At 69.7% G+C, this 13138-nt stretch carries 16 protein-coding genes and 1 pseudogene; 5 read left to right on the forward strand and 12 right to left on the reverse strand.

Annotated elements, in window-relative coordinates; genetic code table 11:
* The 5 genes from E1218_RS37770 to E1218_RS15835 form a co-directional block, all read right to left on the reverse strand.
* Nucleotides 1-1476, reverse strand: a 1476-nt coding sequence (locus E1218_RS37770) for a hypothetical protein (RefSeq protein ID WP_132320755.1), incomplete at its 3' end; no start/stop codon positions are given.
* Nucleotide 1477: 1 nt separating this feature from the next.
* Nucleotides 1478-2380, reverse strand: a complete 903-nt coding sequence (locus E1218_RS15820; protein ID WP_132320757.1) for a type IV secretion system protein — start codon at nucleotides 2378-2380, stop codon at nucleotides 1478-1480.
* Nucleotides 2380-3225, reverse strand: coding sequence for a hypothetical protein (locus E1218_RS15825; protein ID WP_132320759.1), 846 nt, complete (start codon nucleotides 3223-3225; stop codon nucleotides 2380-2382). The genes E1218_RS15820 and E1218_RS15825 overlap by 1 nt, the downstream gene beginning before the upstream one ends.
* 53 nt (nucleotides 3226-3278) lie before the next feature.
* Nucleotides 3279-3563, reverse strand: coding sequence for a TrbC/VirB2 family protein (locus E1218_RS15830; RefSeq protein WP_132320761.1), 285 nt, complete (start codon nucleotides 3561-3563; stop codon nucleotides 3279-3281).
* An 18-nt stretch (nucleotides 3564-3581) separates the two neighbouring features.
* Entirely contained in the window at nucleotides 3582-4205 is a 624-nt protein-coding gene (locus tag E1218_RS15835; RefSeq protein ID WP_132320763.1) for a DUF6668 family protein, read from the reverse strand.
* Between the two features lie 307 nt (nucleotides 4206-4512).
* On the opposite strand from E1218_RS15835, the gene E1218_RS15840 reads away from it, so the two are divergent.
* Nucleotides 4513-5928: a hypothetical protein gene (locus tag E1218_RS15840; protein WP_132320765.1), complete on the forward strand. Its 1416-nt coding sequence runs from the start codon at nucleotides 4513-4515 to the stop codon at nucleotides 5926-5928.
* Nucleotides 5925-6314, forward strand: coding sequence for a hypothetical protein (locus tag E1218_RS15845; RefSeq protein WP_132320767.1), 390 nt, complete (start codon nucleotides 5925-5927; stop codon nucleotides 6312-6314). The genes E1218_RS15840 and E1218_RS15845 overlap by 4 nt, the downstream gene beginning before the upstream one ends.
* 64 nt (nucleotides 6315-6378) lie before the next feature.
* Here E1218_RS15845 and rplI read toward each other — a convergent pair whose 3' ends face one another.
* From rplI to E1218_RS15870, 5 genes are all read right to left on the reverse strand, one after another.
* The gene (gene rplI / locus E1218_RS15850) at nucleotides 6379-6825 is read right to left on the reverse strand and encodes a 50S ribosomal protein L9 (RefSeq protein ID WP_132320769.1); all 447 of its coding nucleotides are present in this window, start codon (nucleotides 6823-6825) and stop codon (nucleotides 6379-6381) included.
* A 14-nt stretch (nucleotides 6826-6839) separates the two neighbouring features.
* Nucleotides 6840-7073, reverse strand: coding sequence for a 30S ribosomal protein S18 (gene rpsR, locus E1218_RS15855; protein WP_132320771.1), 234 nt, complete (start codon nucleotides 7071-7073; stop codon nucleotides 6840-6842).
* Nucleotides 7074-7153: 80 nt separating this feature from the next.
* Nucleotides 7154-7729 carry a single-stranded DNA-binding protein gene (locus E1218_RS15860; RefSeq protein WP_132320773.1) on the reverse strand — a complete coding sequence of 192 codons (576 nt, stop codon included), beginning with the start codon at nucleotides 7727-7729 and terminating at the stop codon, nucleotides 7154-7156.
* A gap of 92 nt (nucleotides 7730-7821) precedes the next feature.
* Complete coding sequence (gene rpsF / locus E1218_RS15865) at nucleotides 7822-8112, reverse strand: 30S ribosomal protein S6 (RefSeq protein ID WP_132211461.1); 291 nt, start codon at nucleotides 8110-8112, stop codon at nucleotides 7822-7824.
* A gap of 248 nt (nucleotides 8113-8360) precedes the next feature.
* Nucleotides 8361-9497 carry an MFS transporter gene (locus E1218_RS15870; protein ID WP_132320775.1) on the reverse strand — a complete coding sequence of 379 codons (1137 nt, stop codon included), beginning with the start codon at nucleotides 9495-9497 and terminating at the stop codon, nucleotides 8361-8363.
* A gap of 94 nt (nucleotides 9498-9591) precedes the next feature.
* Here E1218_RS15870 and E1218_RS15875 point away from each other — a divergent pair, with 94 nt between their 5' ends.
* Complete coding sequence (locus tag E1218_RS15875) at nucleotides 9592-10146, forward strand: Lrp/AsnC family transcriptional regulator (protein ID WP_233712258.1); 555 nt, start codon at nucleotides 9592-9594, stop codon at nucleotides 10144-10146.
* A 9-nt stretch (nucleotides 10147-10155) separates the two neighbouring features.
* Nucleotides 10156-10959 carry a deoxyribonuclease IV gene (locus tag E1218_RS15880; protein WP_132320777.1) on the forward strand — a complete coding sequence of 268 codons (804 nt, stop codon included), beginning with the start codon at nucleotides 10156-10158 and terminating at the stop codon, nucleotides 10957-10959.
* Here the strand turns inward: E1218_RS15880 and E1218_RS15885 are convergent.
* The gene (locus E1218_RS15885; RefSeq protein ID WP_132320779.1) at nucleotides 10940-11371 is read right to left on the reverse strand and encodes a hypothetical protein; all 432 of its coding nucleotides are present in this window, start codon (nucleotides 11369-11371) and stop codon (nucleotides 10940-10942) included. The genes E1218_RS15880 and E1218_RS15885 overlap by 20 nt on opposite strands.
* A 36-nt stretch (nucleotides 11372-11407) precedes the next feature.
* Between E1218_RS15885 and E1218_RS15890 the strand changes: the two genes are divergently transcribed.
* Nucleotides 11408-11941: an NUDIX domain-containing protein gene (locus tag E1218_RS15890; protein ID WP_132320781.1), complete on the forward strand. Its 534-nt coding sequence runs from the start codon at nucleotides 11408-11410 to the stop codon at nucleotides 11939-11941.
* On the opposite strand, the pseudogene E1218_RS38210 reads toward E1218_RS15890, so the two are convergent.
* A pseudogene (locus E1218_RS38210) lies at nucleotides 11910-13117 on the reverse strand (MFS transporter). The gene E1218_RS15890 and the pseudogene E1218_RS38210 overlap by 32 nt on opposite strands.
* Between the last annotated feature and the right edge of the window lie 21 nt (nucleotides 13118-13138).

Here is a 13138-nt window from a genome sequence, read left to right on the forward strand (position 1 = left end):
GCCACCGCCACCGCCACCGCCACCGCCACCGGAGCCTCCGTCCATGGCGTCGTTGTCGAAGGACTCGGAGGCAGCCATCTGGCCGGCTTCCTTGGTCTTGTCGACACCCATCTTCACCGCGACCACGGCAGCTGCCGCCGGGCCGGCCGCCGCTGCGGCACCACCGCCGGCCGCGGCGGCGCCACCGGCCGCGGCTCCTCCACCACCGGCACCACCAGCGGCCGCAGCACCGCCGCCACCGCCACCGCCTGCCGCGGCGGCACTGCCTCCGCCTCCGCCGCCACCACCTGCGGCGCCGGCCTGACCACCGCCACCTCCGGCTCCACCACCACCGCCGGCGCCGGAGCCGCTCGGGCTCTGCTGCTGGCCGGCCCGGCCGACGTTGCGGGCGCCGGTCGGGCCCTGGCCGCCGCCGTCACCACCACCCTGGTCGGCTCCTTGCTGGACCTTGTCGGCCAGCTTGTCCATTCCGGTCATCTTGGCCGCGAGCATGCCCGCACCCGCTCCGCCGGCGGTCGCGGCGACCATCGGGACGAGGAAGCGCATCAGCGCCGGCAGCGCGAACAGCGCGAGCACCAGCATGGTGAGACCGGTGACCATGTTCATCACCTGGACCCCGACCGAATCGCCGGAGTTCCCGAAGTTCAGGCCCTCGCCGTTGTTCGAGGTGAGCCTGATCGCGGTCGCGTAGACGATCGCGGCCACCGGTTTGTAGAGGATGAAGGCGAACAGCCAGGCGACGATCCGCTTGAACCAGGTCCGGCCCATCTCGGTGTTGGTCGCCGCGGCCGCGATCGGCAGCACGCCGAGCAGCAGGATCAGCATCGCGCTGCGGACCACCATCAACACGATCTGGATGACCCCGGCGATGATCGTCAGGATGCCGATCGTGATGGCCAGGCCGATGCCGATCGGCCCCACGGTCGCGGACAGCCCGATCATCGCCGTCATCGTCTCGCCGAAGCCGGTCCCGCCGCCGGTGTTCCCCATGCCGCAGCGCCAGCCTTCGCCGCTGTCGCTGAGTGCGGTGGTCACGATGCAGTCGGAGAACTTGTCGCCGAACTCGATCAGAGCCTGCGCGACGGCCACCGACAGCAGCGACGCGATCGCCAGCGTGAGCAGCGAGCGGAGGATGTCCCGGGCCGCGTCACCGCGGTGGCTCCAGGCCATGTGCATGCCGCCGACCAGCAGCCCGATCATCGCGATGAATGCGGCGATGTACTGCGTGTGCGCCCAGACCCAGCCGACGGTGTCGTTGGCCGGCTGCCCCGTCGTCATGCTGCCGACGTCGGGCGTGTCGACGTACACCCAGAAGGTGCCGATGGTGCCCATCACGAGCGTCACGGCCTTGGCGACGGCCTCGAGAATCGGTTCGAAGATCAACTCGATCAGTCCTTCGACCACAGGAGCGAGAGCCGCGCTGACGATGGACGTCAGGCATTCCAGCCAGCCGTCGCTGCATCCGAGCGCGATCATGTCAGGACGTCCTCGGTGAGACGAACCGGAGGATGGCGGGGAGCGAGACCACCGCGATGATCATCATCGTCACGCCCATGACGACCTTGAGCGTCTGCGGCGTACCCTCCGGCGCGCCCTCGGGCGTCGCCGGACTCGCCATCAGCTTGATCGCGGTCGCGTAGATCAGCGCCGCCACCGGTTTGTAGATGATGAACCCGGCCAGCCAGGCCACCGCCCGCTTGAACCACATCATGCCCATCTCGGTGTTGGTCGCGGCCGCCGTCAGCGGGAGTACGCCGACCAGCAGCACGAGCATGCCGTAGCGGACGATCATCAACCCGAGCTGGATGATCGCGGTGACCACCATCAGGATGCCGACGAAGATCACCAGCGCCACGCCGAGCGTCTCACCGGGATCCTTGAGCGGATCGATCATCAGATCGGCCAGTTTGCCCGCGAAACCGCTGTCGTCCGCGCCGAGCGCCTCGCCGATGATCCACGAGGAGAACTGGTCCGCGGCCTGGATCAGCGTGGCGGCGAAGACGGCGCCGGCGCTGGAGACGACCACCATCGTGAGCAGCGACTTGAGGATGTCGCGCAACGGCTCGCCGCGGTGTGAGATCGCCATCTGGATGCCGCCGACGATCACCGCGATGGCGGCCGCCGTCCCCAGGATGTAGTTGGTGTGCACCTGGATGAAGCCGACGGCCCCGTTGTTGGACACGTCCGGGGTGTCGATCCAGATCCAGAGGAAGCCGACGGCCTCCATCACCATCTTGACGGCCTCGACCACCACCGCCCGGATGGCGTCGAAGATGACGTCGAAGAAAGTCCCGAAGGCGGCTTCGACGGCGTCACCGAGGAACTGCTCGACGCAGTCGTCCCAGTCCCAGGGCGCCCAGGAACAGCCCAGGGCGATCATCACGCGCCCCTGAAGCGGATGTAGCCGTCGAGCGACCGCAGCACGTCCGGCTGCACGCTGCCGTTGAAGCTGCCGTCCTCCTGCAGCACGATCCGCCAGTCGCCGCGGGACCATGTCAGCGTCACCGGCAGCGCCGCGATCTTCTGGCTGTCCAGCCGGACGGCGATGTAGACGATGGCGCGATCCTTCGTGTAGTCGATCACCTTGAAGCCGGTGAACTGCGAGGCGTCGCCCTCGTTGCGGGGGGTTCGGGTGACCCGGGCCTCACTGATGGCCCGATTCCGGCCCGGGCCGGGCGCGATCCGGGCGGCCAGGACGCGGTCGGTCAGCTCCGGGTTGCGGATCTGGCCCAGGGTGACCATCGCCGCGAGGACGGCGCCGGTCGGGGAGTGGGCGAAACAGGAGAGCACACCGGACTCGTCCGTGACGGCCGGACCACCCTCCTGCTGGAGCGGAATGAGCATGTTCGCCTCGAACTGCCAGGTCACCCCCGACGGTGCCACCCGTGGGCGTCCCTGGTCCGGGTTCTTGGTGTAGCAGCCACCGCGACCGGACGCCGGCGGTCCGGACGGTGTGGACGTGGGCGTTGGTTCGTCCGTGGGCGTGGCGGGCGGCACGGTCGGTTCGCCGGTGGGTTGTTCGGTCGGTTCGACGACGCTCGGCGAGGCCGTCGGCTGGGTGGCCGGCGTCCCCGGGTCCCGGGCGAAGAACCAGACCAGCAGGCAGACGACCACGGCTCCGACGACGATCGCCGAGGCGACGAAACCTCGCTCCTGCCAGAGCCCGGGCGCCTCACCCCCGGCGTCGTCGTCCTTGGAGCCGGAGTCTCCGCTGAACAGACCCACGGGCGATCAGGCTCCGGCTGCGTGCGTCTCGGGGCGGTCGCAACAGCCTCGGATCACGTCAGGCCGTTCACGAGCATCGAGGCGGAACCGATCACGATGCAGGCCGCGAGGACCCAGCCGAGCCGGGCCGCGTGCTCACCGCCCTCGCCGCGCCGCTGGCCGACGGCCATCATCGCGCCGGCGATCACGACACCGAGCAGGCAGATGCTGAAGGCGATCCAGGTCACCCAGCCGATCACCTTGTTGAACTGCTCGGAACCGGGAGGCGCCTGGCCGGTGCCCGGGTCGTCGACGAGCGGAAGCACGCTCGCGGCCTCCGAGATCAGATGTGCCAACATCATCGCGGTATATGCCTTTCAGTACGGGGCGGGGTAGTCCGCTGGGTTTGACGCGCGCAGAGCGTAGATGGATTCAAGGACTTCGAAAACCTCGTCGGGGGTGTTGTCAGGGGTGGGTGCCTCCCCTCGGCGCCACTCCTCGATCCACGGGACGTCCCACACCCTCGGCACACCACCGCCGACGATGTCGGCGAAGTCGTCGAGGACACGGGGCAGCCGGCCGGGCGCGTCCGCGATCAGCACGAGGCCGAGCACGGCGACGCCCTGGACCACTCCCGAGGCCCATTCGATCGCGGCCCGCTGGGCGGCCCGCAGCCCCGAACCACTCGTCCGGGCGACCAGGATCACCGGTGTCGGCACCGGTGGCGGCGGGATCGGCCAGCGATGGTTGGCCGCCCGCGTGCCCGGCAGCAGCTGCGCCATCGTCGACTCGCCGGACCCACCGTGGACGCCGACCCACCAGAGCGTGTCCGCCGCCGGAATGGCGAACTTGGGGAGTCGCTGGTCCTCGGCCGGCGCGGGAACACCGTGCTGCGGCGCGGACGGGCCGGGCGGCATCCGGTCGGCAGGCTGCGGCGGGGGACCCGGCGGCTGCGGACCCGGGGTCGGCGATTGCTGCCGAGTCCACGGGTTCTGCGTCATGCCCCCTCCTCTCGCGCTGCGTCACAGGCTGTCGCCCACCGTATTCTCTCGCTTTCCGGGTGTACTTTCGTGACCCATCCACAGGCGAGGATGTTTCTACCCCCTTGTCGGGGTCAGTCGAGCCACAGGCTCGCGTCGTCGGGCCTGCCAGGGCTACCGGCCTGCCGTTGGTGCGGTGGACATGCTAGTGGTCTACTTTGCCGGTGACTCGGGCGGTGGCTCGCCGACACAGCGGTCTGGACCATTACGACCGGATGTGACCGGAGCGAACGAATGAGGAGTCGAGTGGCGGGAATGAGAGGTCGGCGTGGCTGAGAAGATCCCGTCCTGGCCCAAGGTGACGATCCGGCTGTACGACGACCACAACGCCGAGGTGAAGATCGCCGGCCGCAGCCACCCGGTCAACCATCACGACCCGCGACAGGCGGCGATCGCGCTGGTGAGCGAGCGGGCCGGGCAGCTCGGCCGCCCGGTGAAGGCGACCGCGGTCGAGTCCGACGGCGCCTCCTGGCCGCTGATCATCCATCCGGACGGCCGGGTCGAGGCCGTCGACGTGGACAGCAAGGGCCGCTCGGGCTCCGGCGCCAAGCCGATCTGGCCGATCGTCCTGGCCGCGGCCGTGGCCTGTGCCCTGATCATCGGGACCGTGCTGTACGTCGCCGTGTTCAGCAAGCTCGGTGACGGCGTACCCAAGGCGACGGAGTCGCCGAAACTACCGGCGCTGCCCGAGCCGACCGTCGGTCCGGACCAGTTCGCCGCCCGGCCGGCCCCTCCCGGCTGGTCCACCAAGGCGGCCTGGACGGTCGACATCGCCGAGAACACCAAACCGGCGGTGAAGCCGGACGGAACCGAGGTCGCCGTACTGACGCCGGACCAGAAGCTCGCGGTGTTCGACGCCAACGGCAAGGTGCTCTGGCAGGACAAGGTGCCGAAGGATGCCAAGAGCCCGGTCTACACCACGATCGACTCCGAGCCGGTGCTCGCGGTCGCGACGCCGGACACGTTGTACTACTGGGCCGGTGACGGCGCCCTCCCGGAAGAGGTCGAGCTGCCGAACTCGGCCGATGTGCAGTTCTTCGGTACGTCGCCGCTGGTCCAGCTGGGGTCCGACGCCGGCGCGGCCGTCGTGTCCGGTGGCGAGCTCAAGGCGGTACCGAACCAGCCGCGGTTGTCCACCATCCTGCTCGCCGAGGGCGACAAGGCACTGATGGCCCGGTACGGCGGACCGCTGTACTGGAGCCGGCCAGGCAAGGATCGGCAGGAGCTCGCACTCAAGCCGCCGACCGGCCTGAAGGACGTCGACCACGTGGTGGCCGCGAGCCCGGGCTTCGCGCTGGTGCTGTGGAAGACCAAGATTGCGGACATCGTGACCCCCGCCGTGCACTCGAGCGCCGACGGCTCCGTCGTCGCCACCTGCAAACCGACCAAGAAGAACGCGGCCGACCGGTGGCAGTGGGTCCCGGACACCTCCCGCAAGGTCGCGGCGTGGGGTGAGTGCCTGATCAACTTCACCGCCGGGACGACGTTCACGAGCCCGGGGTTCGAGCCGCTGTCGATCACCGGGACGACGATCTTCGGGACCCTCGACCAGGACCTGGTCGCGACCGCGCCGGGTCGTCCGGCACACACGCTGCCGAAGAACTCAGCGCGTCCGTGGGGCCTGGCCGGCGGTCACGCGATCGTCGTCCACAACTCCGTCCTCTACGCCCTGGACAAGCCGTGACCCCGAGGCGGGCGCAAGCGGAACGGGCCGCCAGGACGGCGCGGCGGTTCCTCGCCGGCGCGCGGGCGCCAGGGCGGGCCATCCCGGCGGCCGGCGGGCGGACCTCGGGGCGGTTGCTGCCCCAGATGGCCGGCGGGCGGACGTCGGGGCGGTTGCTCCGGGTGGCCGGCGTGTTGACCGCGCTGCTGCTGGTGCCGTCCGGGGTGGCGGTCGCCGCCGACGATCCGGATCCGGTGCAGTGGCCGACGATCGAGCTACCGACCACCACCGGCGGCGCGGCCGACCCGGCCCCGATCTCGTGGCCTCCCGTGGACCCACCCGAGGCGAACTCGGGAACTGGCGCCGATCCGCAACCCCAGTCCTGGCCGGCCCCCGAGCCCGAATGACACCTGGCACGAGCAAGGCCCGCACTCCGAGTGGAGTGCGGGCCTTACTTACGGACTGCTGAGGTCAGCCGGCGGCAACCTCGAGGCGGACCGTGGCGGCCACCTCCGGGTGCAGCTGGACCGAGACCTGGTGCTTGCCGGTGGTCTTGATCGGCGACGCGATCGCGATCGCGCGCTTCTCGACCAGCGGACCGCCCGCGGACTTGATCGCACCGGCGATGTCGGCCGGGGTGACCGAGCCGAACAGCCGGCCGGTGTCGCCTGCCTTGACGGCCAGGCTGACGGTGAGCTGCTCGAGCTGGTTCTTGACCTCGCTCGCGTGCTCCTTGCCCTGGATCGCCCGGGCGTCCCGCGCCCGCTTGATCGACTGGATCTGCTTCTCGGCGCCGCGGGTCCAGGCGATGGCCAGGCCGCGCGGGACGAGGTAGTTGCGGCCGTAGCCGTCCTTCACCTCGACGATGTCACCGGGGGCTCCGAGGTTCTCGACCTCCTGCGCCAGGATGAGCTTCATGTGCCGGACCTCCCTCAGCGAGCCGTGCTCGTGTACGGCAGCAGCGCCACCTCACGAGCGTTCTTGATAGCGGTGGCCACGTCGCGCTGGTGCTGCACGCAGTTCCCGGTCACCCGGCGGGCGCGGATCTTCCCGCGGTCCGAGATGAACTTCCGCAGCAGCGCGGTGTCCTTGTAATCGACGTACGTCGCCTTGTCCTTGCAGAAGCCGCAGACCTTCTTCTTCGGCTTCCGAACGATCTTGGCCATTGTGGTGCTCTCTTCCTTCCAGAGCCCGGCACAGGTGCCGGAATGGTCACTCTTGTCTCGTGGTCACGACCCGGACCGGATCAGAACGGGGGCTCCTCCATCGAGCCGCCGCCGCCCTGACTGGCCCAGGGGTCGTTCTGCGGAGCGGACTGGCCGCCACCGCCTTGCTGGGGGGTCGCCCAGGGGTCGTTCTGCGGGGCGGCGCCGCCCTGGCCGCCGCCGGCGTGGCCTCCACCCTGGTTGCCACCGCCACCACCGAAGCCGCCGCCACCTTCGCCGCCGGGCCCGGAGCGCATCGCCCGGGTCACTTTGGCGGTGGCGCTGCGCAGGCTCGGACCGACCTCGTCCACGTCGATCTCGAAGACCGTGCGCTTGTTGCCCTCACGGTCGTCGTACGAACGGGACTTCAGCCGGCCCTGCACGATCACGCGCATGCCGCGCTGGAGCGACTCGGCCACGTTCTCCGCGGCCTGCCGCCAGACCGAACAACTCAGGAACAGCGACTCGCCGTCCTTCCATTCACCGGTCTGCCGGTCGTACGTCCGCGGCGTCGACGCGATCCGGAAGTTCGCGACGGCGGCACCGGACGGGGTGAACCGAAGCTCCGGATCGTCGACCAGGTTGCCGACCAGTGTGACGACGGTTTCGCCTGCCATTGCCGTTCCTCCTGCTATCGGGTGTGGCTGTGTCTACAGCTATTGGTAGCGGCTGGTGCCGACAGTACCGATGCTGCTGACGACCCCAGGGATCAGTGCTGGTCCGGCCGGATGACCTTGGTGCGGAGGATCGACTCGTTCAGCGTGAGCTGACGGTCGAGCTCCTTCACCACCGCCGGCTCGGCGGTCAGGTCGATGACGGCGTAGATGCCTTCGGCCTTCTTCTTCACGTCATAGGCGAGCTTGCGACGACCCCAGATGTCGAGCTTCTCGACCGTGCCACCTTCCTTGCGGACGATGTTCAGGTACTGGTCGATGGACGGCTCCACGGTGCGCTCATCGAGCTCAGGGTCGAGGATCACCATGACTTCGTAACGACGCATGCGCGAACTCCACCTCCTTCGGACTTGGCGGCCACGGTCTCTCCGTGGCAGGAGGGCGATGCGATGGGCTTCACGCCGGCACTTGCCGCCGACGCCAAGCAACGAGCCCGGTCGATGGACCGGGCCACACCCAAGAGAATACCAGCGTCCGGACGCCCTCTTGACCATATCCACAGGGCAGTTTGCGGAGGTTTCTCACGAACAGTCCGCCAGTCGTCACTCTCCGGACCGATCACGGGCCGGTCCGGCTAGAGCCGTACGCGCCGGTTGCCCGCCGGTGGCCGCACCATCAGGACCAGCAACGGAAGGGCCAGCAACGACGCCAGCCCCGCGAGCAGCGGGAATCCGCCGATGGTGAAGAGCCAGGGCGACGTACCCGAGGCCAGTGCCGCAACGGCCCAGATGGCCGACTCGACCCTGCTCTCCTGCTCCGCCGACACCAGACGCGCACTGCCGCCGAGGTAGCAAAGGTTCCACGCGTAGCCGAGCAGGAACAGAGCGGGTGTGAACACCAGACCGGTCTGGGTCGCCAGTACGGCGGAGCCCAGCAGCAGAACGAGTCCGGACAGCATCACCGGCCGCGCCCCTGCGCGGTCAATCCACCATCCCGTGAGCGGAGCCAGTGCGAACATGCCGAGCGTGTGCGCCGCCAGCATCACTCCCAGCACAGCGAGGCCCTCGCCGTGCTGATGGGTGTGGAGGGGGACGGAGCTCATCAGCGCGACCATGGCCAGGTGCCCGACGATCATCACGCCGGCCGCGAGGGCGAGCGGCGTACGAGGGGCTTCGTCGGTGCGTAGCCGCTGTCGCGTCAGAGGCTCGTCGCTGGAACGTGCGGTCCGGATGTAGACGGACGACAGCAGTGCCGCGAACACAGTGATCAGTGCGACCAGGAACGGCCCGGACTCCCCCGGCAGGCCGAGTGACGCGGCGAAGGACTGTGACGGTGCCATGAGGAACGGTCCGGCGACTGCACCCGCCGTACTCGCCCAGACGACTGTGCTCATGGCCGAAGCGCGTCGAGCGGCCGGTACGGCGTCAGCCGCGGCGTACCGGGACAGCAGGCCGGCCGCGTTGCCGACTCCCATCAGGAGCATGCCGGCGAGCAGCAGAGCGAGGTGCGCGCCCACTGCGGTCAGCACTGTCATCGCTCCGCCGGCGACACCGACGCCGTACCCGGACCGGAGGGCTTGAGCGCGGCCCTGGCGGGCGGTCCACCTGCCGACGGCCAGTGCGCCGGCCGCCGTCCCCAGTACGCCGGCCGTGTTGGGCAGACCCGCCAGACTTGGGCTCAGCCTGTCCGCGACCAGGATGGTGCTCATCGCGCTGGCAGCGACCATGGCGGCGTTCATCAGAGCCGCGGCCACAACGACGGGGATCAACACGTCTACCACGCTAGAAAGGCGGCCGCCGAGGCTGAAGGGCTGATACAAGGCGTTCGGGCTTGTGCGGTAGCGATTCCGAAGGTGTTCTGGGGCAATGACCTTTCAGGAGCGAGACCTCGACGCCACCGACTGGCAGATCCTCGCCGAGCTGCAGGCCGACGGGCGGCTGTCCTTCAACCAGCTCGGCAAGCGGGTCAACCTGTCACCGCCGGCGGTGGCGGACCGGGTACGCCGGCTCGAGGACGCCGGCGTGATCGTCGGCTACCGGGCGCAGGTGGACCCGGCCCGGGCCGGCCAGCCACTGTCCGCCTTCGTGCAAATGCGCTGCACGACCGGGCGGTGCCTGCTCAAGACCACGCGGGCCGAGGACTTCCCCGAGGTGCTCGAGATCCACAAGCTCAGCGGCAACTCCTGCTCGATGCTCCGGGTCCGGGTCACCTCCATGCGGCACCTCGAAGGCCTGTTCGAGCGGCTCGGTGAGCACGGCGAGATGAACACTCACGTAGTCCTGTCGACCGAGTTCGAGGGCCGGCCCGTCCAGCGGCCGACGCACGAATCCCGCCCGGTGACGCGGTCCGCCGGATGGGATTCTCGAGATCGGGGCGGTGGGGCGGGGAAGGAATTCAATCCTGTCGGTGAGCCGTCTTAGGGTGGGTCCATGAGCTTGAAGCTGGGTGCGCATGTGGATCAGCAGGACCCGCTGGCCGAGGCGGCCGACCGAGGAGCGGACCTGGTCCAGTTCTTCCTGGGCAACCCGCAGGACTACAAGGCGCCGAAGCTCGCGTACGCCGACGGCGAGGAAGCCCTCAAGGAACGGGCGGCCGCGGCCGGCGTCGACCTGTACGTACACGCGCCGTACCGGCTGAACGTGGCGAACACGAACAACCGGATCCGGATCCCGAGCCGCAAGCTGCTGCAGCAGACGCTGGACAAGGCCGCCGAGATCGCGGTCAAGGGCGTGATCGTGCACGGCGGGCACGTCGGCGAGGAGGACGACCCGGAGGCCGGGTTCGACAACTGGCGCAAGTGCATCGAGCGGGCCGAGCTGCCGGTGCCGCTGCTGATCGAGAACACTGCCGGCGGCGAGAACGCGATGGCCCGCCAGCTGGACCGGATCGCCCGGCTGTGGGACGCCGTCCAGGCGTCCGGGAACGACCGCCTGGAGAACGTCGGTTTCTGCCTGGACACCTGCCACTTCCACGCGGCCGGCGAGGAACTGCCGACGATCGTGGAGAAGGTCCTGGCGATCACCGGCCGGATCGACCTGGTGCACGCCAACGGTTCACGTGACGAGTTCGGCTCCGGCGCCGACCGGCACAGCAACTTCGAGGAAGGCCACATCGACCCGGCGGACATCGTCGCGGTGGTGCAGGCCGCGGGCGCGCCGGTGGTGGTCGAGACGCCGAACGCCGACCATGGTCAGAAGGCCGACATCGACTACCTCAGGGCTCATCTGAAGTAGTCGCGTCCAGCCCGTGCACCCAGTAGGTGATCCCCCACGGCAGCAGCAGCGCGAGGGCGGTCGTGTTCCGGGTGGGGATCAGGACCCCGGCGGTGACGGCGACCAGCAGCAGCACGGTCGCCACCTGGAACACGTCGAGCTTGCCGATCAGTCGCGTCCGCAGGGTGGCCCGGCCCAGCGCGCAGGCGCCGTACAGGGCAACCAGGCCGAGGATGGCGAGGACCGCGACGGTCACGCCGAGCCAGGCGCCGGCGCCGTACTCGTCGGCCCCCTGGACGATCTCGCCGAGCTGGAAGATGCCGACCAGCACGGTCAGCGCGGCGCAGCCACCGAGCAGGCGCGCGGTGGTACGGCGTGCGCGCTCCGCGTCCGGCGTCGGGTCGGGCGATGGGTCCGGTGATGGGGCCGCCATGGGGGGACCGTAGCGCAGCACGGGACAATGCTCGGCATGCAGACCTGGGCCGAGCGGTTTCCCGAGCTTTTCGCGGCGGACTACTGGGCCTGGGGTGATCTCGACGTCCGGTTCCAGACCGAGGAGCCGCCGGACGAGCTGATCAGCAACGTGCACGTCCTCGGCCGGACCGAGGGCGGTATCGTTGTCTGCGGCAACGACCTTGGCTGGCGGTTCCTGCCCGGAGGCACCCGCGAGCCGGACGAGACGATCGAGCAGACGGTGGAGCGAGAGCTGCTCGAGGAGGCCGGCGCGCGGTTGACCGGGCCGATGACCTGGCTCGGTGCGCATCGCGCCGAGCACCGCCGCCCCGAGCCGTACCGGCCGCACCTGCCGCACCCGGTCTCGTACTGGGCGAACGTGGTCGCGGACGTCGTCGTCGCGCAGGAGCCGACCAACCCGGACGACGGCGAGCAGGTGGTCGAGGTGCTGGTGCTGCCGGTCGACAAGGCGATCGCCTACCTGGACGCGCAGCCCGACGGGATCATGGGCAACGTGGTCAGGCTGGCTCAGGCAATGGGGCTGGTCTAGCCGCCTTCCACGGGAGCACGAAGGCACTGGTCAGGCAGCACACTCCGGCAACCCACAGCGCACCGCGGAGCCCGATCAGCGCGGCCAGCACTCCGCCCGACGCCATGAACGCCGGCTGCACGCACCGCGAGGTGATCGCCCACGAGCCCACCACCCGCGCCATGAACCCGTCCTCGGTCGCGTCCATCCGGTAGGTCGCGAACGACGGGTTGAACGCCCCGGCGGCCACCAGCAGCCCGGTCTCGGCCGCGGTGATCACGACGAATCCACCCCAGCCGTTCGGCGCCAGCGGCATCAGCAGCAACCACGGCGCCCGGAGGACGCCGAAGACGAACAGCATCGTGTGCAGTCCGTATCGCCGGGTGAGCCGGGGCACGAGCCGGGCGCCCAGGACGCCGCCCAGGCAGGACACACCGAGCGAGACCCCGTAGTTCCACGGTGGCAGCCCGAGGTCACGCAGCATGAGGACCGTCAGCAACGGCGAGGTCATCATGACCGGACCGCCGAACAGTTGCGAGTTCCAGAACAGTGCGCGAAGTCCGCGATGCCCGAAGATGTACCGCCATCCGGCCGTGAGGTCCGCCTTGGCGTCCCGCCGTACCGGGTCGGGCTCGGGCTGCTGGATCCGCCGGATGCCGAGCGCCGACCCCAGGAACGAGATCGCGTCCACCGCCAGCGTGGTCGTCGCGCCGACCAGGCTGACCAGCGCTCCCCGATCGCCGGCCCCACGCTCAGCGAGAGCCAGTTGGTCTGCTCGAACCGGCTGTTCGCCTCGGCCCGTCCCTCGGCCGGGATCAGCGCCTTGAGGTGCGCACCGCTCGCGGACTGGAACGCGATCGTCGCGGCCGCCTGGACGACACCGACCACGCACAGGTGCGCATAGGTGAGTACGCCGAACCCCGCCGCGACCGGGACACTCACCAGGGCCGCGAACCGCCCGAGATCGGCCGTGATCATCACCGGCCGTTTCCGCCGTTGCTCGATGAAGTTCCCCATCGGCAACGCGATCGCCGCGCCGGCGATCGCGGACAGCGCGGCCAGCAGGGAGACCTGGAAGGTGGTGGAGTCCAGCGCGAGTACGGCGATCAGCGGCAAGGCGCCCTGGCCGACCGCCGATCCGACGGCGCTGACGGTGAACGCGACCCACAGCCGCCGGAAGTCTCGACCCAAGGACACGGCCGCGATCGTAGGTGCCCG

It is taken from the genome of Kribbella turkmenica, assembly GCF_004348725.1.
GTDB classification, from domain to species: domain Bacteria; phylum Actinomycetota; class Actinomycetes; order Propionibacteriales; family Kribbellaceae; genus Kribbella; species Kribbella turkmenica.